The organism is Sulfitobacter sp. G5_S2_6_S6, from assembly GCF_054968505.1.
This window is the reverse complement of record NZ_JBQKUI010000004.1, coordinates 178815-199137: the sequence shown is the minus strand read 5'-3', so window position 1 is coordinate 199137 and position 20323 is coordinate 178815. Positions and strand designations below refer to the sequence as shown.

The following is a 20323-nucleotide window of genomic DNA, read 5'->3' as shown; positions in this document are numbered from 1 at the left end:
TGATTGCAACGTCCACGGCAAGCGTCGCCTTGGGGCAAGCGTCAGATGCGCCTGCCATGCGCTATTCCGGATACGGGTCTAAAGCGTGCCAGCCGCAACGCGGTCAGGGCGCGCTTTGCTGCAGCTTGCCGCCCTGACGCACGGGCACGATACGAGTCGCCTTGCCGGTGCGGTCGTCGGTTTCGATATAGACGCCGGATAGGGTCGCTTCTTCGTTGGCCGGGGTGAAGCGGTCTTTGGGCATGCCGGTGATGAAGCGGCGCAATGGCTCTGTTTTCTCCATGCCAATCACCGAATGGTAATCGCCGCTCATGCCTGCATCTGTCAGATAGGCCGTCCCGCCCGGCAGGATCATCGCGTCAGACGTGGGCACATGGGTATGCGTGCCCACAACAAGGCTGGCGCGGCCATCACACCAATGCCCCATCGCCATCTTTTCCGACGTCGCCTCGCAATGCATATCGACAATCACCGCCGATGCCATGCCGCCCAGAGGGTGGGTCTTGAGCACAGGCTCAAGCGCCGAGAACGGATCGTCAAAGGGGCGTTTCATGAAGACCTGACCAAGCGCCTGGGTGACCAGCACCTTGCGCCCGTTCTTGGCGGTGAACAGACGCGCGCCCTTGCCCGGTGCGTTTTTCGAAAAATTCAGCGGCCGGATGACACGCGGCTCCTGCTCGATAAAGCTCAGCATGTCTTTTTGGTCAAAGGCGTGGTCGCCCAGGGTCAGACAATCGGCCCCTGCGTCCAGCAGCGTTTTGGCGTGGCTGCCAGACAGCCCCATGCCAGAGGTGGCGTTTTCACCGTTCACCACCACAAAATCCAGCTTCCATTCCGTCCGCAGACGGGGAAGGTTTTCGTTGATTGCGCGGCGGCCCGCGCGGCCCATGACATCGCCGAGGAAGAGTATTTTCATGCCCCAAGCGTTAGGCTGCGCAGCGCCCGAGGGCAAGGGGCGGAGCTGCGGTTTTTGCGCGCGGGGTGCGGGCGCGCCTAGGCGATCTCGATCACGCCCGTCTCTGTCACGATCAGACCAAGCGGCTGGTCGGTGGGTTCAAGCGGCAGATCGTCAACCTCTTGGCCCGCAAAGGCAAAACCGATCGCCAAGGTCGCCCGCCGCTCACGCAGCTGTTCCAGCGTGCGGTCATAAAACCCGCCGCCATACCCCAGTCGCCCGCCAGTGCGGTTGAACGCCAGCAGCGGGACGATCACGATTTCAGGGTCAAAGAAATGCTCGACAGCGGGGATCTGAGCGCCAAAGGCACCGTCCACCAACGGGGTATCCGGGGTCCAGCGCGAAAACCGCAAAGGCTGCGCCGCGCCCATGATCACCGGCACGCCCACGGGGCCGTGGGCCGCCGCCTCGGCCATGGCGGGGCGCGGGTCAATCTCTGTGCGTATGGGTAAAAAACCGGACAGCGGGACGCCGCGATACCCCGCGAGCACTTCGCTCAGATAGCCGGCTTGCGCGGCGTTGGCACCATCAAACAGCGGCTTGCGACGGGCAAAGGCCGCCTTGCGCGCTGCCGCCTTGACCGCCGCCATATCCGTCACAGCAAGACCGCCGCCGCCAGCCCCAGAAAGGCGAAGAAGCCCACGACATCCGTCACCGTGGTCACAAAAGCACCAGAGGCAAGGGCCGGATCCACGCCAAAACGTTCCAGCAGGATCGGGATGCCCGTCCCCGCAAGCCCCGCCACGACCATATTGATCACCATCGCCGTCGCGATCACATAGCCAAGCGCGGGTGACCCGAACCACAGGATGCCGACGATCCCCATGATGATCGCGAAAATCAGGCCATTCACCAGCCCCACAAGACATTCACGCCGGATCACGCGCCAGACGTTCGATCCGGTCAAATCCCGAGTCGCGATGGCGCGCACGGCCACGGTCAGGCTTTGCGTACCTGCATTCCCCCCCATAGAGGCCACGATGGGCATCAACACCGCCAACGCCACGATCTGCGCGATCGCCGCCTCGAACTGCGAAATCACCATAGAGGCCGCGATGGCCGTCACCAGGTTCACCGCCAGCCAGGGCAACCGCTGCTTGGTCGTCTCGATCACACGGTCAGACAGCGACCCTTCGCCAACACCGGCCAGACGCAGGATGTCTTCTTCGTGTTCCTCGTCCAGCACCGACATGGCGTCATCAATGGTGATCACCCCGATCAAACGCCCCTCGTCATCGACAACGGGCGCAGAGATCAGGTGATACTGGTTGAACGCATAGGCGACATCGCCCTCGTCTCGCAGGGCGGGAATGACCTGAAACGTATCCTCCAGAATGTCGCGCATGGGGGTGGCGCGTTTGGACCGCATCAGCTTGCCAAGAGTGACATTGCCCACAGGGTGCAACCGCGGATCAACCATGACGATGTGATAGAACTGGTCCGGCAGGTCTTCCTCGGGCGTGGCGCGCAGGTGATCAATCGCCTCGCCCACGGTCCAGTGTTCGGGGGCCATCACGACTTCGCGCTGCATCAAACGACCAGCAGAATATTCGGGATAGGTCAGCGCCTGTTCGACAGCGACCCGGTCCGCATCTTCCAGGGCCCCCAGAATGGTCTCGGCCTGCGCATCCTCAAGGTCTTCGATCAGATCGACAACATCATCGCTGTCCATGTCGCGCACGGCGTCCGACAATACCTCGGGCGTCAGAATCGCAACGACTTCCTCGCGGATCGATTCGTCGAGCTCCGACAGAATCTCACCATCGAACTCGCGGTCATAGAGCCGGATCAGCTTGGTCCGTTCAAAGGCGCTGATCTGTTCCAGAAGGTCGGCGATGTCGGCCGCGTGCAGCGGCTCCATCAGCTCTGTCAGCTTGGCGGCGTCATCGATTTCCACCGCATAGAGAATGGACGCCACGGCCTTCTTGTTCAGCCGATATGCCTCGCCTTCATCCTCGGCGTCGGGGGAGAGTTCAAGTTCCTGTGCGTCGTCAACCATGGCTGCCCCCACTTGCGATTTTGCGCAGACCATAAGCGTGCCACAGCGCGGATACAATGGCGCGGAACCCTGCGCTATCGGATTGTCGGCACGGCGGGCTGCGGTTAGACAGGCGGCATGAAAACACAAACACTCCTCCTCGGCCAAACGCTCCGGTTTACGGGCAATCCCCTCTCTGACCCGTGGGAGGAGACGGTTCATATCGACAGCGACGGTGGCGTGCTGATTGAAGGCGCGCAGATCAAGGCCGTGGGCCGCGCCGACGACCTGCGCAAGGCGCACCCGCAGGCGACGGTGCAGGACTATGGCGACCGGCTGATCTGTCCGGGGTTTGTGGACGCCCACGTGCATTATCCGCAGACCGCCATCATCGCGAGCTGGGGCAAACGGCTGATCGACTGGCTCAACAGCTATACCTTCCCCGAGGAAATGCGCCTGTCAGACCCCGCCTATGCCCGCGACATCGCCGGGCGCTATCTGGATCTGACCCTGGCCAACGGCACGACCACTGTCTGCTCTTTCGCCACCATCGCCCCCACCAGCGTCGACGCGATATTCGACGCGGCAGCAGAGCGTGGTCAGCGGATCGTGGCGGGCAAGACCTGCATGGACCGCAACGCCCCCGACGGGCTGCGCGATACGGCGCAATCGGCCTATGACGACAGCAAGATGCTGATCGACCGCTGGCACGGCAAAGGCCGCGCCAGCTATGCGATTACGCCCCGTTTCACGCCGACCTCGACGCCGGAGCAACTCGCGGCCCTGGGTGCGCTCTGGACCGAGCGCCCCGACTGCCTGATGCAGACGCACCTGAGCGAACAGATCGACGAGATCGCTTGGGTACAAGACCTTGTACCCCACGCCCGCGATTATCTGGACACCTACGAGGAACACGGGCTGGTGCGTGATCGCGCCGTCTTTGGCCATGCCATCCACCTGACCCCGCGCGAGATCGACCGCCTTGCCGACAGCGGCGCATCGGTGGTGCATTGTCCCACTTCGAACACCTTCATCGGATCGGGACTGTTCGACATGGCGCATATCGCCGCGCAGCAGATACCGATTGGCTTGGCCACGGACACCGGCGGCGGATCGTCGTTCTCGATGCTGCGCACAATGGCTGCGGCCTATGAGATCGGTCAACTGCGCGGCACCCCCACCCATGCGGCGCAGTTGATGTGGCTTGCCACCGCCGGCTCTGCCCGCAGCCTGCATCTGCACGAAAAGATCGGCACACTCGCCGAAGGCTTCGAGGCCGATATCACCGTGCTCGACCTCGCCTCCACCCCCGCGATCAAGCAGCGCAGCGACAATGCGCACAGCATATGGGATCAGCTTTTCGCCACAATCATGATGGGCGACGACCGCGCCATCAGCGATGTCTGGGTCAACGGGGTGCGCCGAGGCTGACGCCAGCCTCCTTCATTTTGCCTTTAAACTCCCCGCGGCGCGTCCCGTAGGCGCGCCTTGCGAGACGGCTTCGGGCCCATCCTAACAGGGTGCGGCCAGAACCATTGCCCAAATCCGGTCCGGCCCCTGAAACAGGCCAAAACCCGTGGCATTCCGGCTCATCATATTGCGATAATGCGGTGCCGACTGCGCCCATCCCCGCATGACCTGCGTCAGATCCCCCTGCCCCTTGGCAAGATTCTCGGCCACATAGCACCAGCGATAGCCCTGCGCCCGCACTCGATCACCAACACCAGACCCATCGCGCCCCGTGTGCGAGAAATATCCGTGCCGCGCCATGTCCAGCGCATGTGCCCGTGCGGCGGCCTCTAGCCGCGGCGCATAGGACAGCGGGGCCACACCCTGCTGCGCGCGCATGGCATTCAACATCTGAACCGCCTGTGGCTCGGCGCGCAAAGGCGATATCGCGGCAATCAACAGAGCCACGGCCAAAGCCAGCCTTCGCAGAATATTCATACCGTCAACTCCCCCACCTTCGCGCTCCCCGCGTCTCTACTTCCTCCCGAGATCGAGGCACGCGTGTTTATATCGCGTCCCGCAGCGCCCGCGCGAGCTTGTTTTGCTGCGCGATCTGCGCGGGTAGATCTATGGTCACGACCTGCCCGTCCCGTACGACGCTGCGCCCTTCAACAAGCAAATCGCGGACTGTTGTCGGCCCTGCGAGCAGCAACGCTGCCGGATCCCAGCTCCCGGCGCTTTCAATCCCGCTCACGTCCCAGATGGCGATGTCTGCCCGCGCGCCCACCTCGATCCGCCCGCATTCGGGGCGGCCCAAGATGTCTGCACCGCCGCGCGTGGCAATCTCGAGCGCTTCGCGTGCGCTCATCGCATCCGCCCCGCCAGCAACGCGCTGCAAAAGCATCGCCTGCCGAGCCTCTGCGACAAGATTACCGGCGTCATTGCTTGCGGATCCATCGACCCCGAGCCCCACGGGAACCCCGGCATCTCGCATCGCACGAAGGGGCGCGATCCCCGAGCCCAAGCGGCAGTTCGAACAAGGGCAATGTGCAACGCCAGTCTTGGTCTGCGCGAATAACGCGATCTCGCTCGGGTCGAGCTTCACGCAATGGGCATGCCAGACATCGGGTCCGACCCAGCCCAGATCTTGTGCATATTGACCCGGACGACAGCCGAATTGCGCTAATGAATAGGCGATATCCTCCTCGTTCTCGGCAAGATGCGTATGCAGCATCACGCCTTTGTCCCGCGCCAACAGCGCTGCGTCCCGCATCAGGTCCCGACTTACCGAGAAGGGCGAACAGGGCGCGATGCCAACCCGACACATGGAAGAGGCCGATGGATCGTGAAAACCGTCGATCACACGAATGCAATCCTCCAGTATCGCAGCCTCGCGTTCCACCAAAGCGTCAGGTGGCAACCCACCGTCGCTTTCCCCGATGCTCATCGCGCCGCGCGTGGGCTGAAACCGCACCCCGATCTCTGCCGCGGCGTGTATTGTATCCTCCAACCGGCTGCCGTTCGGATACATATACAGGTGGTCCGAGCTTAAGGTGCAGCCGGACAAGGCAAGCTCTGCCAACCCCACCTGAGCCGAGACATACATGTGATCCGGCGTAAACCGCGCCCAGATCGGATAAAGCGTTTTAAGCCAGCCAAACAGCAGCGCGTCCTGCCCCCCCGGCACCGCCCGCGTCAGACTTTGATAAAGGTGGTGATGGGTGTTCACCAACCCTGGCGTCACAACGCACCCTGATGCTTCTATCACCTCCCCTTCAGTTGTCAGGTTTTGTCCCACCGCCACGACAACCCCATCGCGCAGCAAAACATCAGCCGATACCAATTCGCGCCGCGTCTCATCCATCGTCAAAAGATAATCAGCGTTGCGTATCAGCAGTTCGGTCATATCGGACAATTCCTAACAAACTCTAAAGCTTCGGCGTGAATATCGGCATTGGCCGCCGCGATGGCACGTCCCCCATGATGGGCGGGGCCGCCATCCCAGTCGGTAACGATGCCACCGGCGGCATGGACAAGGGCGATTGGTGCTTGAATATCATAGGGTTGCAGGCCCGCTTCGATGACCAGATCGACCTGCCCCGAGGCCACCAAAGCATAAGCATAGCAATCCATCCCAAAGCGCGCCAAACGCGCGTGTCGCGCCACCTCGGCAAAGGCGGCCCCTTCGGATGTCGTCCCGACTTCTGGAAAAGTAGTGAAAACGGTCGCCTGTGAAAGTGCACGCGCCCCACGCGTCCGCAGCGGATGAACGCCAGACGGGCCCGACACCTCTGCTTGGCCGCTGTGCCCAACAAAACGCTCGCGAATATAGGGCTGGTCGATGATCCCGAAAAACGGCCCATCCGCATTGCTGACCGCGATCAACACGCCCCAGGTCGGCGTGCCGGAGACAAAACCCCGCGTGCCGTCAATGGGGTCCAAAACCCAGGTGAGCCCGGACGTCCCTTCCGCGATACCATATTCTTCGCCCAGGATGGCGTCGTTGGGGCGTTCGCGCGCCAAGATATCGCGCATGGCCCGTTCGGCCGCACGATCGGCTTCTGTGACGGGATCATAGCCCGACTGGAATTTGTTGTCCGCAATCAGATCTGCTTGACGAAAATGGGGAAGTATCGCGGCACGGGCGGCGTCCGCCAGCAAATGGCCCACACGCAATATATCGGGATCGGAGTGCATATTTGGTATCATAGCTACCGATCTGACACTTTCGCCAGATCCTTGCAAGATAACACTTCCCGCTAAAGGTTAAGCCACATCACTGAGGACACGCGCCAGTTCGAACAGGCGGCGACGCTGGTTTTCGGGGATCGCATAGTAAGAGCGGATCAAATCCATCGCCTCTTTATCGCCGCTCAGATCCGCGGGGATATTGTCCAAGGCCTTTTCGGGCTGCGGTTTTTCGGCTTCCAGACCTTCAAAGAAATGCGAAACGTCCACGTTCAGGGCAAAGGCGATGTCCCAAAGTCTGGACGCGCTGACACGGTTTGCACCGGTTTCATACTTTTGGATTTGCTGGAATTTTATGCCAACAAGTTCTGCTAAGCGCTGCTGTGTCATGCCTGTCAGCCAACGGCGCTGCCGTATTCGCTGACCAACATGAACATCTACTTTATGAGGCATCACGATCTTCTTTCTAACTCAGCGCCCATAATTTCGACGCTTGTATTTGTGGAGAGGAAGTGACCAATTCACGTGGTCATTTCCGACAAAACGTGCTACTTGCAAATATACTCACTATGCGCAAATAAAATGAAAATGGACATACGTTCAGTTATCATTCCAATCAGCGCCAGCACTTAATCAAGCGTTGTTTCTGCGAGAAAAATACCCCTTATACGCGAACTGAACGTAGCAAGCGTTCGGGAACTCGCAAAACTTTTTACCTGAGCCGAGCACCATAAATTCGCCGCAATGCTGTGTGTCAGCATTTCCAACACATTGAGACCCGCTCCTCTCACGCTCAAGAATACCATATTTGTCAGTAAGATAGCCCCGCCCGTCAGCTTCGCCACTACATTCTGCGCGGGTGCGCGATGTTTTGCTCACGGCACCCGAATACCGCCTGATTAGCGCTAATAACGAAAACGTTACGGCACAATTGCGCCCGTCGCGGGGAAGAATCATCTTTTTCATGGGCAAAAGGCTTGCAGTCTAAACCTTAAAATACCGTTCAGAGCCGCGAGAACGACGCAGCAAAGCGCCGCGACGCAAAATTCGCAAACGCGTTAGGCAAATCTTCATATCCCTTCTTTAGCTCATTCATCACGGACACGCAGATGTGCAACCGAAAGGCTGCGTGTTTCGACGGTAGAAATGCCTATGTTGCGCCACATTTGGCAAAGCAAAACGCCAATAGTGCCCGCTGCGCTAGAATTGGATGCGAAAGCTCTTGAAAACAAAGACGTGTGTGCCGATATTTGACCCAATACCGAGGTCGGAGAACCGACTTTGCAACACGTCTATTATTTGGAGGATATTCATGGCCGACGTGAACACAATCCGGTCTGCGGCCGGATCCCGCGCCGCCGCTATCGATGAAGGGCTGCGCACCCATATGAATAAGGTGTATGGCACCATGTCGATTGGCATGTTGATCACCTTTGCAGCGGCTTGGGCCATTTCCGGCTTGGCCGTGACGACCGATCCTTCCGGCGCGGTTGCGCAGATTGGCACGGACAAGTACCTGACTTCCTTCGGCTCTGCGCTGTATATGTCGCCGCTGAAATGGGTTGTGATGTTTGCACCTTTGGCGTTTGTCTTCGGCTTGGGTGCCGCGATGAATAAAATCTCGGCCGCGACTGCGCAGACATTGTTCTATGTTTTCGCTGCCGTCATGGGCGTTTCGATCAGCTCGATCTTTCTGGTCTTTACGGGTTATTCCATCATCCAGATTTTCTTGATCACCTCGATCGCTTTCGCGGGGCTGTCGCTTTGGGGCTACACCACGAAAAAGGATATCTCCGGCTGGGGTAGCTTCCTGATCATGGGCGTCATCGGCCTGGTTGTTGCGTCGATCGTGAATATCTTCCTCGCCTCCCCTGCCCTTGTGTTCGCGATCTCGGCTATCGGCGTTCTGATTTTCGCTGGCCTCACCGCCTATGACACGCAGAACATCAAGAACACTTACTTGGCGCACGCACATCACGGTGACCAAGAATGGCTGCAGAAGTCCGGTATCATGGGCGCATTGAGCCTGTACCTGAACTTCATCAACATGTTCATGATGTTGCTGCAATTGTTCGGCAACCGCGAATAACAGACTGCCCCACGACGCGGGGAAATACCTAAGAACGAGCGCCCATCGACATCCGTTCGGTGGGCGCTTTCTTTTGCCCTAGGCGCTATCACAACCGTCGGCCCGACTACCTAATCTGCCCGCGACGCTTCCGCTTAACTGCGATCCATCTAAGCAGTCTGTTCAGTGACATTCGGCTCTACAAGCGTGCCGACACGACCTTGCGACTGTACGTCTTCCAGCCGGGCGCACAGAAAGGCACATCCGCAGAGGAGCGAACCTCCTCTCGAAATATTCACTGAAGTGGTGATTTCAAAGGTCTCAGCTTAGGTGCCAGCTCACCCCCGACCAAGCTAAACCGCAACGTGGAAGGCTTGCCCCAACGCAGCGGTCACGGCCATCGCAAGCGCGCCCCAGACCACCGCACGAATAATCGCCGAGCGCATGGGCGCACCGCCAAGCCGCGCACCGCCACCGCCAAGCAGTGCCAGAGCGAGCACAGCGGTCACGGCAATCGCGATCAAAGCGTACCCGGCAGGGGCGACAAGTGCTGCGATCAACGGAAAGGCCCCACCCAGAGCGAAGGCGAGCGCGGAGGCCCCGGCGGCCTGCAGCGGATTCGCTTGCCCTGCCAGGCCAAACATACCGAGCTCCTCGCGCGCATGCGCACCAAGAGCGTCGTGGTCGGTCATCTGCGTGGCAACCTTGACGGCGAGCGCGGCATCGACGCCGCGGTTCTCCAACCCTTCGGCAAGCTCTTCCAGCTCGTAGTCCGGGTCTTCCTCCAGCGCGATACGCTCACGCTCCAGATCGGCGGCTTCCACATCGGCCTGCGCCGAGACAGAGACATACTCCCCCGCGGCCATGGACAGTGCGCCCGCGGTCAATCCGGCGAAACCGGTCAGGGCGACATTTCCGGTCGCCATCCCCGCCGAGGTAACGCCGACCAGAAGGCTAGAGATGGAAACAATCCCGTCATTCGCCCCCAGTACAGCGGCGCGCAACCAGTTGCTCCGGTTGATGTAATGGCCTTCTTTGGGCATTGCCCGTCTCCTTGCGATCACATCCGGTACTCAGCCGCGACAGCAGGGCTGTTCCCATGTCCGAGGTAGAAAAACGCAAAAGGCCGCGCACGAGGCGCGGCCTTCATATCGCGTCGACGGTAAGATCTTACTTGATCTTGCCTTCTTTGTATTCAACGTGCTTACGAATAACGGGGTCGTACTTTTTGATGACCATTTTCTCGGTCATGGTACGTGCGTTTTTCTTGGTTACGTAGAAATGGCCTGTGCCCGCGGACGAGTTCAGACGGATCTTGATCGTGGTTGGCTTCGCCATAGTCGTTCTCCTGCAACGACGAGCAGGCCGCTGATCGACCGCTCGTGAAATCCTGAGTTTTGGGTTCTAGTCACGCCTGCGCCTGAGTCAACCGCTATTTCCTGCCCATGGCCCAAACGAACCGGAAAAATTGAAGTTTTCCGGACCAAGCCCCCGAAGAACAGGGATAAAGACCATGATTATGCGCGGAAGGCCTATAAGCCGGATTTTGTCCCCGCTTTGCGACAGGGGATGACCATTCCTCTGACCATGCAGTTGCCTGCACAGCTACAGCTGCCAACCCGGACCTGCTGGGGCAGAAGTGGCCCCGCCTTGCCTGTTGCCAGACGCGGCGCGCGGTCCCTATTTGGCATTGCTCCCGGTGGGGCTTGCCTTGCCAGAGATGTTACCACCTCCGCGGTGCGCTCTTACCGCACCGTTTCACCCTTACCTCCCCGGTGGTATCGGTTGCCCGACCCGTCGAAGCGGCGGTCTGTTTTCTGTGGCGCTTTCCGTCGGGTTACCCCGCCCGGGCGTTACCCGGCACCGTTTCTTCTAGGAGTCCGGACTTTCCTCGACCTTGTTGCCAAGACCGCGGCCATCCAGCCTTCCGCGCGCTGCACGCCTAGCGCCTAACTTCAGGTGGGGTCAATCAGTTTCACCCGCCGCGATGCCTTCGGCGAGGATTTTTAACCATTTGGAAACGGGTGTGGTGCTAGAGATCATGCCCGAGGGTCATATCCGCGGCGCAGAGCGGCCCCTTGCGCCAGGGGGCATACCGCAGACGCGTGCTGTGCAGCAGAAGGTCAATATCATCGGTGGCGGTGTAGCCTGCCGCATGTGCCGCCGCGATAAAGGCCGCCGGTGTGGGGTCGGATCCGCGGTCGTTTTCCGCGTACCGACTGCCTTTGCCGGCAAGGTTCTGACGCGCCAGACGTGGCCAGTCGAATCGCGGTCCGGGGTCGATCTTGCGTCCGGGGGCCATATCCGAATGGCCGATGACCCCTTCGGGCAGGATCGACCACCGCTCCATAATCCCCCGCAGCAGGGTTTCGAGCGTGACCATCTGCGGTTCGGAGAAGGGGTGATTGCCGCGGTTATCCAGCTCTATCCCGATAGAGCGTGAATTGATGTCATCGCGACCCTGCCATTCCCCTGCACCGGCATGCCAGGCACGCTGGTCTTCCGGGACAAGTGGTACAGTCTCGCCCTTGCCCGTGATCAGATAGTGGGCCGAGACTTCGGCCGCAGGGTCGCAAAGACGCGCGCAAGCCGCTTCTGCACTGTCCATCGCGGTATAGTGGAGCACGATCAAAGAGGGCCGCAGCCCGTTGCGGCGCGGCCCATGGTTCGGGGAAAGGTAGCGGTCAGGCGCGTCTGCCATAGGGCCTAGCCCTGCACCCCTTTGCGATAGGGGCTCGGGTCCCAGTTGCAGGCGTATCCGTCGCCGTCAGGGTCCATGCCGGAGCGGTCCTTTTCAGGGCCGCCCGCACTGAGGAAGGCGATCTGCGCCTGATCCGGGTGCGAATACTGGGCGCAGGCCCGTGCGAATTTGCGCTGCTTGTTGAACCCCCGACGGGTGTAGATCGGGGTGCCGACGGCGTGATTGTTCTGCAAAGCATAGGCCACGATATTGGGCCCGGCATCGGCGCGGTCCGGCAGGGCTTCGGGTTGCACCACACGGTATTGCGCGCGGTTGGCCGCGATGCGGGCCGCGTCGCCTTCGATGCTGCGCTCATCGGCCACGGCGTCAAAGTTGTTCTCTTGCGATATTCCCCCTGCTCCCAGCACCGGTGGCGCAGGGTTGGACGGGCTGGCGTTCACAGGGGCCACGCCCGAATTGGTCGCGGCATCATTGCCAAGCCCACCGGGGCGCGTGGCATCCAGGATACGTGCCGTTTCAGCAGCCGTCGCCGCGGCGGAACCATCATCGACAGCGTCCAGCGGCGTGGCGTCCACCGAGGCGGGTGCCGGCATCGTTGCCACCGCCCCGCCTGCCAAAGCTGTATCCCGCTGGGATTGCGCGGCGTCGAACGACCCGTCAAAACCGACACCCCGTCCACTGTCGGGGATTGCGGGCTGGCAGGCCGCCAGGGCGAGCCCCAAGGCTGCAACAATTGAACAACGTATCATCATCGGACCTGCTTTATCTGCTCTGGTTTATCGGCGGGGGTTTACCACCATTTCTGCGGCTTGGCTACAAAGCCCGCCGCCTGCTCCAGCGCATAGGCGGTAGACAGCAGATCGGCCTCTTCCCATGGGCGTCCGATCAGCTGCAAGCCAAGCGGCAGGCCGGTCTCGCTGGTGCCGGTGGGCAATGCGATACCGGGCAGCCCCGCGAGGTTCACGGTGACCGTGAAGACGTCGTTCAGATACATCGCCACAGGGTCCGTATCCGTCATCTCGCCCAGACCGAAGGCCGCCGAGGGCGTGGTCGGGGTCAGGATGCTGTCGATACCGGCCGCAAAGGCGTCTTCGAAGTCTTTCTTGATCAACGTGCGGACCTTGCGCGCCCGGTTGTAGTAGGCGTCGTAGAAGCCCGCGCTTAGCACATAGGTACCGACCATGACACGGCGCTGCACCTCGGCCCCGAAGCCTTCGGCGCGGGTCTTTTCGTACATCTCGGTGATGCCGTCGCCGTGGTCCAGCTTGGCGCGGTGACCATAGCGTACCCCGTCATAGCGGGCGAGGTTCGACGAGGCTTCCGCCGGTGCGATCACGTAATAGGCAGGCAAGGCGTATTTCGTATGCGGAAGAGAGATATCAACGATCTCGGCCCCGGCGTCGCGCAGCATGGCGATACCGTCCTGCCACAGCTTGTCGATCTCGGCAGGGATACCGTCGATGCGGTACTCCCGCGGGATGCCGATCTTTTTGCCACGGATGTCGCCGGTCAAGGCGGCTTCGAAATCAGGGACCGCCAGCTCGGCGGAGGTGCTGTCCTTGGGGTCATACCCCGCCATGGCTCCCAGCATGATCGCCGCATCGCGCACGGTCTTGGTCATCGGGCCCGCCTGATCCAGCGACGAGGCAAAGGCCACGACGCCCCAGCGGGAGCAGCGGCCGTAGGTCGGCTTGATCCCCACGGTGCCGGTAAAGGCCGCAGGCTGGCGGATCGAGCCGCCGGTATCTGTGCCGGTGGCCGCGAGACAAAGATCCGCCGCCACAGCTGCCGCCGACCCACCCGAAGATCCGCCGGGTGTCAGCGCTGTTTCATCGCCCGAACGCCGCCACGGGTTGACGGCATTGCCATACACGGAGGTTTCATTGGACGATCCCATCGCGAATTCATCCATGTTGAGCTTGCCCAACATGACGGCCCCGCTGTCCAGCAGGTTCTGCGATACGGTGCTTTCATACTCGGGCAAGAAGCCTTCAAGGATGCGCGACGCCGCTTGCGACGGCACCCCTTTGGTGCAGAACAGATCCTTGATACCGATGGGCAGACCACACATGGCAGGGGCATCGCCGGATTTGATCCGCGCATCGGCTGCCTTGGCCTGATCCATCGCCAGATCACCGGTGTGGTGGACAAAAGCGTTCAGCGCGCCCGCGCCTTCGATCGCGCTCAGACATGCCGCCGTCAGCTCGGCCGAGCTCACATCCCCCTTGCGCAGCGCGTCACGTGCATCGGCAAGGCCCAGTTTATTCAGATCAGCCATTATTCAACCACCTTCGGAACCGCAAAAAATCCTTCGCGCGCGTCGGGCGCATTGGCCAGCACCTTGGCCTGCTGGTCGCCATCGCGCACCACGTCCTCGCGCTTTTTCAACACCTGTGGCGTGACTGATGTCATCGGCTCTACCCCGTCGACATCGACTTCGTTCAACTGCTCGATAAATCCGAGGATATTGTTGAACTCTTGCGCCAGCGCGGGCAAGGCGTCGGGTTCGACCTTGATGCGGGCCAGTTTCGCCACCCGTGCGGCTGTGGACTCGTCAATGGACATGGGCGCTCCTTCATCTGATTGGGTGCCGTTTATCGCCCCCTGACCGCCCCCGCAAGTCTGGGGGCTGCCTCTGACCCGCAATCGCGCCGGTTGATCCTTCATTTTGCCAAATAAACTCCCGCCGGAGGCTCCCCAAAGCGGCATCACGCGCTACAGTCCGCTAAAGACACGGAATAAGGGAGACCCAAATGGATATCATCTGGCTAGGCCACGGCAGCTTTCGCATCGAGATCGAGGATCAGATTCTGCTGATCGACCCCTGGCTCACCGGCAATCCGATGCTGGACGACGCGCAGCACGAGGCCGCACTGGCAGGCGTGACGCAAATCCTGGTGACCCACGGGCATTTCGACCACACCCAGGACCTCAAGATGGTGGCCGAGAAAACCGGAGCGCCGGTTGCAGGCATGGTCGAACTGATGGGCTATTTCAGCGCGCAGGGCGTGGAGAACACCATCGGATTCAACAAAGGCGGCACCATCCGCTGCGGCAAGGTCGATGTGACCATGGTCCCCGCGTCACATTCCTCTTCCGTCGATGGGGACGCGGGGCCTGTCTATATGGGGGCCGAGATCGGCTTTATGATCAAGGGCGAAGGCCGCACGATCTATGTCACGGGCGATACGGATATTATGGCGGATATGGATTGGATGGGCGACTACCACAAACCCGACATCGGCATTCTCAGCGCGGGCGGCCATTTCACCATGGATATGGCCGGTGCGGTCTATGCGGCGAAACGGTATTTTGACTTCAAGACCGTCATCCCCTGCCACTACCGTACCTTCGACGCGCTTGAACAATCGGCGCAGGTGTTGATCGACGGCTTGCCCGGCGTGGATGTGATCGAGCCCGAGGTGCTTAAACCGATCAGCCTGTAAAACGGCCTAATTAACAGAACCGGCGCGATCCCCGATGAAACAAAGGGTGTCGTTGGCGCGCAGGGCGATGGTGTCTTGATCAAACGCAGCTTTGCGCGCCTCTGCTGGATCAAGCGCCAGCGTGGCGCAGACCTCGAACGCGGTATCGCTGAGGCGGTGGTAGGCGTAGGGCGCGCCCGTTGCAGGGTCGCCTTGGGTCAGCACATCGCGCAATCCGGGCCGCATGCCGGGACAATAGCTGTCATCCGCAAGCGCTTGCGGCAATGGTTTGCCCAAGTGACCAAGGCACATCAGATGCGTGTGCAAGGTCCGCAGATCGCTGAGGCGCTGACTGTCCTGCTGGGCGAGCCTTGCGTGCTGCGGGCCACCCACCACGACCAGGCCGCCGATGATGGCACCGCCGACCAGCACAGACATGCACATCAGCAGCACCTTGTTCACGCCGGGGCCTCTTCGCGCAGATCGCGCAGATAATAGGCAAAGATGCCCCCGGCGACGACCAGCACCACCAGCGCCTTGAGCACGAATTGCGCCGTCAGGTCACCGGTCAGCAGCGCATAGATGGTGGCAATCGAATCCCCTAACATCGTCAGCGCGGCCAAAAGCAGGCCGATATAGATCATCCATTTGCGGATCGCAGAGCGGTACAGCGCAGGGTCGCGCGCCAGTTTCCGCCGCTCGCGCAAGGTCAGCCACAGATACATCGGTCCGGTCACGATCAACACCGCAACCCCCCAGCGGATCGACCGGTCGCTGCCGCCGTCGCCCGTGGCAAAGACCACATCGACCAGCGCCTGTAATACGACAACCAGATTGAACGCGCCAAGGATCAAGACGCAGAACGTCAGCGCATAGGTAAAGAAGTCCCGCGCAGACACCGTCGCCACAGGCCGCGGAATGGGCGGAGAGAACGGCATCTCGTCCCAGCCGTTCAGGGCATCCTGCACCTCGGCGCTGCACCAACCGGCATGGGTCAGCGCGGATGTGATCTCGGCCCGTGACTTGCCCGCGGCCAAGGCGTCGCGCACGAAAATGCTCAGCTCGTCCCGTTGGGCCATATGGGTCTATCCTTTTCGTTTCTCTGCAAAAAACGCCTTTAGCAGATGTTCGCTTTCAGGCGCTGCAATGGCGTCATAGACGTCGGGGGCGTGGTGACATTGCGCGTGGGAAAACACCCGCGCACCCTGCGCCACACCGCCAGACTTGGGGTCTGACGCGCCGTAGTACAAGCGTGCCACCCGCGCGGCAGAGATCGCGGCGGCACACATGGCGCAGGGTTCCAGCGTCACATAAAGCGCATGCCCGCCCAGCCTTTCGGACCCCGCCGCCGCACAGGCAGCACGGATCGCCAGCACCTCGGCATGGGCGGTGGGATCGTTCAGCTCGCGCGTCCGGTTGCCCGCCTGCGCGACGACCTGTCCGTCGGGGGCCACGATGACCGCGCCCACGGGCACTTCACCGCGGGCAGCGGCGGCGCGGGCCTCTTCCAGCGCTTGGGACATATAGGACGTAAAGCTCATACACCTCTCTTGCCCGCAAACGCCGCCCTTTCGCAAGCGCGGGAAACAGGGTAAGCGCTGAAGTATGAGCGCAGATACACCCTCCCAGCCCCCGAAATCCGGCACCCCTCCCGGTGACCGCATTGCCAAAGTCCTGTCCCGTGCCGGCATCGCCAGCCGCCGCGAGGCCGAACGCATGATCGAGGCCGGTCGCGTGCGCGTCAACGGTGCGCAGATCGATTCGCCCGCGTTGAACGTGACGCCCTCGGACGCGATCACCGTCGACGGCAAACCGGTGGGCGAGCCCGAACCGCCCCGCGTCTGGCTGTTCCACAAGCCCACGGGGCTGGTCACCACCAACCGCGACGAAAAGGGCCGCGGCACGATCTTTGACGATCTGCCCGAAGACATGCCCCGCGTCATGAGCATCGGTCGGCTTGACCTCAACTCCGAGGGGTTGCTGCTGCTGACCAATGATGGCGAGGTCAAGCGCCGCCTCGAACTGCCCTCGAACGGCTGGCTGCGCCGCTACCGCGTGCGCGTCAATGGCCGCCCCACCGACGATATGCTTGAACCGCTGCGCAAGGGCATCACCGTGGATGGCGAGGACTTTCAGCCGATGACGGTCACGCTGGACCGGCAACAAGGGGCGAACGCTTGGCTGACCGTCGGGCTGCGCGAAGGCAAGAACCGCGAGATCCGCCGCGCGATGGAGGCGGTGAACCTGTCGGTGAACCGGCTGATCCGCACCAGCTATGGCCCGTTCCAGCTTGGCGAGTTGAAAACCGGCGAGGTCGAGGAACTCAAGCGCAAGGTGGTCCGTGACCAGCTGGGCCTCGAGATTGCCGATACCACCGGCACCGCGATCAAGAAAAAGCCCGCGCACATCATCAAGCGCAAGCCCCGCAAACCCGGAGAGCCGGGCCCCGGTCGCCCAGGCCTGCCCAAGGAACCCGGTGACAAGACCGCGACAGGCAAGACCATCCCCGGCAAGCCCAAGCCCGGTTATGGCAAGTCCAAGCCCGCACGCCCCGCGTCCGACCCCGCGCCGCGCAAGTTCGGCACCCGCGTAAAATCCACCCGTAAACCCTGATTTCTGTGGGTTTACGGCCCTTTGGCCGCTACTTTTGCGTGCGTGACCCTAGCGGGTGGCGAGCACTGCGACTATATGTCGTGCAAAGGAAGGTCCGATGGGTCGATTGCTTGTCTTTGTCGCCACGCTGGCGCTGATTGTTGCGTTTGTCGCCGTTTTGGTGACAATCATCGCAAGGATTCTGGACGCGGGCCGTCGTGCATCGACACCAGCGCATGGACAGGAGGTTTATCGCCCCATGGCACCGACACCGTTTCAGAAAATCACCTATGCCGCGCTTGTTGTCTTGCTGTTCGGTGTCTCTACCGGCTGGCTCGGGGGGCTTTGATCCATGGCGCAGCGCTTTGGCGGTAAATACAGCAATCATGATGCTGGCGACGGCACGCGGCCTCCGCAGGGCACCCGTGCCAAACGTATAGAGGTCGACCCTGCAAGCGGGCGGGCCAAAATCTTGTTCATCCCCGCCATTCCGCTTGTGTTCATGTCGTTGAACGACGGGGCGCAGGGGCTTGCATTGGGGCTGCTGGCGGCGGCGACGCTGACCGGTGCCGCATGGATGCTGCGCGAGGGGCTGAAAGCCGAAGCCGCCTATACCGCGCGCAAGGTTGCCGAACGTCCCGCCCTGCCGCGCAAGATCATCGCCAGCCTTCTGACCGGTGCCGGCGTGGCGCTGGCCGCCTATAAGAATGACCCCGGACTGGCGGCCCCTGTGCTTTATGCGCTGGCCGCGATGGGGCTGCATGTGTCGGCCTTTGGCATCGATCCGCTGACATCCAAGGGGATGGAGGGCGTGGACAGCTTCCAGAAAGACCGCGTCGCCCGTGTCGTGGACGAGGCGGAAAAGCACCTTGCCGCGATGAACACCGCCATTGCACGCGCGGGCGACCGCAAGGCGCGCGACCGGCTGGCGCAGTTTCAGGACACCGCACGCACGCTGATCCGCACCGTGCAGGATGATCCGCGTGATCTGACCGGTGCGCGTAAATACCTGTCGGTCTATCTGCTGGGCGCGCGTGACGCGACAATCAAGTTTGCGGATATCTACGCCAGCACCGGCGATGCGCAGGCACGCGCCGATTATCTGGCTTTGCTCGATGATCTGGACAAAAACTTTGCCGCGCGCACCCAAAAATCGCTATTGGAAGACAAAACCGACCTGAACATCGAAATCGACGTGCTGCGCGAGCGGCTTTCCCGAGAAGGCGTGCGTCTCGACTGACGCGCCCCGCCCCAAGAGCATAGGAATACTTGAAACATGTCTGATACCGTTCGTGACAAAGCGACCCAATCCGTAGCGCTGGTGGAAGAGGTCAACGCGCAGATCCTGCCCGACCCCGCCCCTGCGGATGCCGTCGTCTCGCTTGAGAAAGCCGATGCGCCACAATCGGCAGAGATCAAAAGCCGCATGGCAGAGATCGACATGGGCGACACGCAGTCGATCATCGGTTTCGGGTCCGGCGCACAGGCCGAGTTGCAGGAGATCAGTCAGGCGATGTTGCAGGACGTGCGCAACAAGGATGTGGGCCCCGCCGGTGACAGCCTGCGCACGATCGTGACAACCATCCGCGGCTTTTCCGTATCCGAGCTGGACGTGCGCCGTGAACGCAGCTGGTGGGAACGTCTTTTGGGCCGCGCGGCCCCCTTTGCCAAATTCACCGCCAAGTTCGAAAAGGTACAGGGTCAGATCGACCGCGTCACGGACGAGCTGCTGACCCATGAACATACCCTGCTCAAGGATATCAAATCGCTTGATATGCTGTACCAAAAGACGCTGCAGTTCTATGATGAGCTCGCGCTTTATATCGCCGCGGGCGAGGCCAAGCTGGCAGAGTTGGACGCGACCACCATCCCCGCCAAAACGGCAGAGGTCGACGCCGCACCAGAGGCGGATCAGGTCATGGTCGCACAGGAACTGCGCGATATCCGCGCCGCGCGGGACGATCTGGAACGTCGTGTGCATGACCTGAAACTGACCCGTCAGGTGACGATGCAATCGCTGCCCTCGATCCGCTTGGTGCAGGAGAACGACAAGTCGCTGGTGACCAAGATCAACTCGACCCTCGTGAACACCGTGCCGCTGTGGGAAACCCAGCTGGCGCAGGCGGTCACCATCCAGCGCAGCGTCGAAGCCGCCGCCGCCGTGCGTGACGCCAATGACCTGACGAACGAGCTGCTGACCTCTAACGCGCAGAACCTGCGCGAAAGCAACAAGGTCATCCGGACCGAGATGGAACGCGGTGTGTTCGACATCGAAGCCGTCAAACAGGCCAATGCCGACCTGATCGGGACCATTCAGGAATCGCTGCAGATCGCCGACGAAGGCAAGGCGCGCCGTGCCTCTGCCGAGAAAGACCTGCAAGAGATGGAGGCCAATCTGCGCGACACGCTGGCCTCTACCAAAGCGGCCAAGCCCGCAGCCCCTGCGGCATAACCCCGTCACAACCTG

23 protein-coding genes and 1 other RNA gene are annotated in these 20323 nt (G+C 61.4%); 7 read left to right on the top strand and 17 right to left on the bottom strand.

From position 1 onward, the window contains the following. Positions 1 to 103: 103 nt before the first annotated feature. From ACTRWK_RS09245 to mgtE, 3 genes are all read right to left on the bottom strand, one after another. Entirely contained in the window at positions 104 to 916 is an 813-nt protein-coding gene (locus ACTRWK_RS09245; protein WP_289081893.1) for a TIGR00282 family metallophosphoesterase, read from the bottom strand. A 77-nt stretch (positions 917 to 993) separates the two neighbouring features. Further along, positions 994 to 1554, bottom strand: coding sequence for a 5-formyltetrahydrofolate cyclo-ligase (locus ACTRWK_RS09240; protein ID WP_289081894.1), 561 nt, complete (start codon positions 1552 to 1554; stop codon positions 994 to 996). Then, the gene (gene mgtE / locus ACTRWK_RS09235) at positions 1551 to 2954 is read right to left on the bottom strand and encodes a magnesium transporter (protein WP_005852296.1); all 1404 of its coding nucleotides are present in this window, start codon (positions 2952 to 2954) and stop codon (positions 1551 to 1553) included. Before mgtE ends, ACTRWK_RS09240 begins: the two co-directional genes overlap by 4 nt. A gap of 117 nt (positions 2955 to 3071) precedes the next feature. Between mgtE and guaD the strand changes: the two genes are divergently transcribed. Then, positions 3072 to 4364, top strand: a complete 1293-nt coding sequence (guaD, locus tag ACTRWK_RS09230; protein WP_286759440.1) for a guanine deaminase — start codon at positions 3072 to 3074, stop codon at positions 4362 to 4364. 81 nt (positions 4365 to 4445) lie between these two features. Here the strand turns inward: guaD and ACTRWK_RS09225 are convergent, their stop codons facing one another. From ACTRWK_RS09225 to ACTRWK_RS09210, 4 genes are all read right to left on the bottom strand, one after another. Beyond that, positions 4446 to 4880, bottom strand: coding sequence for a CAP domain-containing protein (locus ACTRWK_RS09225; RefSeq protein WP_289081895.1), 435 nt, complete (start codon positions 4878 to 4880; stop codon positions 4446 to 4448). A gap of 67 nt (positions 4881 to 4947) precedes the next feature. Beyond that, positions 4948 to 6288: an 8-oxoguanine deaminase gene (locus tag ACTRWK_RS09220; protein ID WP_289081896.1), complete on the bottom strand. Its 1341-nt coding sequence runs from the start codon at positions 6286 to 6288 to the stop codon at positions 4948 to 4950. Continuing rightward, positions 6285 to 7079 (bottom strand): histidinol-phosphatase, encoded by a 795-nt coding sequence (hisN, locus tag ACTRWK_RS09215; RefSeq protein ID WP_037944969.1) that lies wholly within the window; start codon positions 7077 to 7079, stop codon positions 6285 to 6287. Before hisN ends, ACTRWK_RS09220 begins: the two co-directional genes overlap by 4 nt. Before the next feature lie 69 nt (positions 7080 to 7148). Next, entirely contained in the window at positions 7149 to 7523 is a 375-nt protein-coding gene (locus ACTRWK_RS09210; RefSeq protein ID WP_005852284.1) for a helix-turn-helix domain-containing protein, read from the bottom strand. 859 nt (positions 7524 to 8382) lie between these two features. Here ACTRWK_RS09210 and ACTRWK_RS09205 point away from each other — a divergent pair. Beyond that, positions 8383 to 9159: a Bax inhibitor-1/YccA family protein gene (locus tag ACTRWK_RS09205; RefSeq protein WP_005852283.1), complete on the top strand. Its 777-nt coding sequence runs from the start codon at positions 8383 to 8385 to the stop codon at positions 9157 to 9159. Between the two features lie 332 nt (positions 9160 to 9491). Here ACTRWK_RS09205 and ACTRWK_RS09200 read toward each other — a convergent pair whose 3' ends face one another. The 7 genes from ACTRWK_RS09200 to gatC all read right to left on the bottom strand — a co-directional run bounded on the left by ACTRWK_RS09200 (position 9492) and on the right by gatC (position 14404). Then, the gene (locus tag ACTRWK_RS09200) at positions 9492 to 10181 is read right to left on the bottom strand and encodes a VIT1/CCC1 transporter family protein (protein WP_009826483.1); all 690 of its coding nucleotides are present in this window, start codon (positions 10179 to 10181) and stop codon (positions 9492 to 9494) included. A gap of 127 nt (positions 10182 to 10308) precedes the next feature. Further along, positions 10309 to 10476, bottom strand: a complete 168-nt coding sequence (gene rpmG, locus ACTRWK_RS09195; protein ID WP_005852281.1) for a 50S ribosomal protein L33 — start codon at positions 10474 to 10476, stop codon at positions 10309 to 10311. Between the two features lie 181 nt (positions 10477 to 10657). Continuing rightward, an RNA gene (gene rnpB, locus ACTRWK_RS09190) (RNase P RNA component class A) lies at positions 10658 to 11069 on the bottom strand. Between the two features lie 101 nt (positions 11070 to 11170). Beyond that, positions 11171 to 11839, bottom strand: a complete 669-nt coding sequence (locus ACTRWK_RS09185; RefSeq protein WP_037943754.1) for an N-acetylmuramoyl-L-alanine amidase — start codon at positions 11837 to 11839, stop codon at positions 11171 to 11173. Between the two features lie 5 nt (positions 11840 to 11844). Next, a complete protein-coding gene (locus tag ACTRWK_RS09180; RefSeq protein WP_037943753.1) occupies positions 11845 to 12591 on the bottom strand; it encodes a hypothetical protein in 747 nt (248 codons plus the stop codon). Positions 12592 to 12629: 38 nt separating this feature from the next. Next, on the bottom strand, positions 12630 to 14117 hold the full coding sequence (gatA, locus tag ACTRWK_RS09175) for an Asp-tRNA(Asn)/Glu-tRNA(Gln) amidotransferase subunit GatA (RefSeq protein ID WP_037943752.1): 1488 nt from the start codon (positions 14115 to 14117) through the stop codon (positions 12630 to 12632). Continuing rightward, positions 14117 to 14404, bottom strand: coding sequence for an Asp-tRNA(Asn)/Glu-tRNA(Gln) amidotransferase subunit GatC (gene gatC, locus ACTRWK_RS09170; RefSeq protein ID WP_005852277.1), 288 nt, complete (start codon positions 14402 to 14404; stop codon positions 14117 to 14119). Before gatC ends, gatA begins: the two co-directional genes overlap by 1 nt. A 188-nt stretch (positions 14405 to 14592) precedes the next feature. On the opposite strand from gatC, the gene ACTRWK_RS09165 reads away from it, so the two are divergent. After that, complete coding sequence (locus ACTRWK_RS09165) at positions 14593 to 15285, top strand: metal-dependent hydrolase (protein WP_037943751.1); 693 nt, start codon at positions 14593 to 14595, stop codon at positions 15283 to 15285. Between the two features lie 6 nt (positions 15286 to 15291). Here ACTRWK_RS09165 and ACTRWK_RS09160 read toward each other — a convergent pair whose 3' ends face one another. Genes ACTRWK_RS09160 through ACTRWK_RS09150 form a run of 3 tightly spaced genes read right to left on the bottom strand, consistent with a single transcriptional unit; the run spans position 15292 to position 16805 of the window. Beyond that, positions 15292 to 15726 carry a hypothetical protein gene (locus tag ACTRWK_RS09160; RefSeq protein WP_037943750.1) on the bottom strand — a complete coding sequence of 145 codons (435 nt, stop codon included), beginning with the start codon at positions 15724 to 15726 and terminating at the stop codon, positions 15292 to 15294. Continuing rightward, positions 15723 to 16343 (bottom strand): DUF5671 domain-containing protein, encoded by a 621-nt coding sequence (locus ACTRWK_RS09155; RefSeq protein WP_037943749.1) that lies wholly within the window; start codon positions 16341 to 16343, stop codon positions 15723 to 15725. Before ACTRWK_RS09155 ends, ACTRWK_RS09160 begins: the two co-directional genes overlap by 4 nt. Positions 16344 to 16349: 6 nt before the next feature. Further along, positions 16350 to 16805 carry a nucleoside deaminase gene (locus ACTRWK_RS09150; RefSeq protein ID WP_037943748.1) on the bottom strand — a complete coding sequence of 152 codons (456 nt, stop codon included), beginning with the start codon at positions 16803 to 16805 and terminating at the stop codon, positions 16350 to 16352. 64 nt (positions 16806 to 16869) lie between these two features. Here ACTRWK_RS09150 and ACTRWK_RS09145 point away from each other — a divergent pair, with 64 nt between their 5' ends. The 4 genes from ACTRWK_RS09145 to ACTRWK_RS09130 all read left to right on the top strand — a co-directional run bounded on the left by ACTRWK_RS09145 (position 16870) and on the right by ACTRWK_RS09130 (position 20308). Next, on the top strand, positions 16870 to 17877 hold the full coding sequence (locus ACTRWK_RS09145) for a pseudouridine synthase (protein ID WP_289081898.1): 1008 nt from the start codon (positions 16870 to 16872) through the stop codon (positions 17875 to 17877). Between the two features lie 97 nt (positions 17878 to 17974). Continuing rightward, entirely contained in the window at positions 17975 to 18205 is a 231-nt protein-coding gene (locus ACTRWK_RS09140; protein WP_005852271.1) for a hypothetical protein, read from the top strand. A 3-nt stretch (positions 18206 to 18208) separates the two neighbouring features. Further along, positions 18209 to 19096 (top strand): 5-bromo-4-chloroindolyl phosphate hydrolysis family protein, encoded by an 888-nt coding sequence (locus tag ACTRWK_RS09135; protein ID WP_289081899.1) that lies wholly within the window; start codon positions 18209 to 18211, stop codon positions 19094 to 19096. Positions 19097 to 19132: 36 nt separating this feature from the next. After that, positions 19133 to 20308 carry a toxic anion resistance protein gene (locus ACTRWK_RS09130; protein ID WP_289081900.1) on the top strand — a complete coding sequence of 392 codons (1176 nt, stop codon included), beginning with the start codon at positions 19133 to 19135 and terminating at the stop codon, positions 20306 to 20308. The last annotated feature ends 15 nt before the right edge of the window (positions 20309 to 20323 follow it).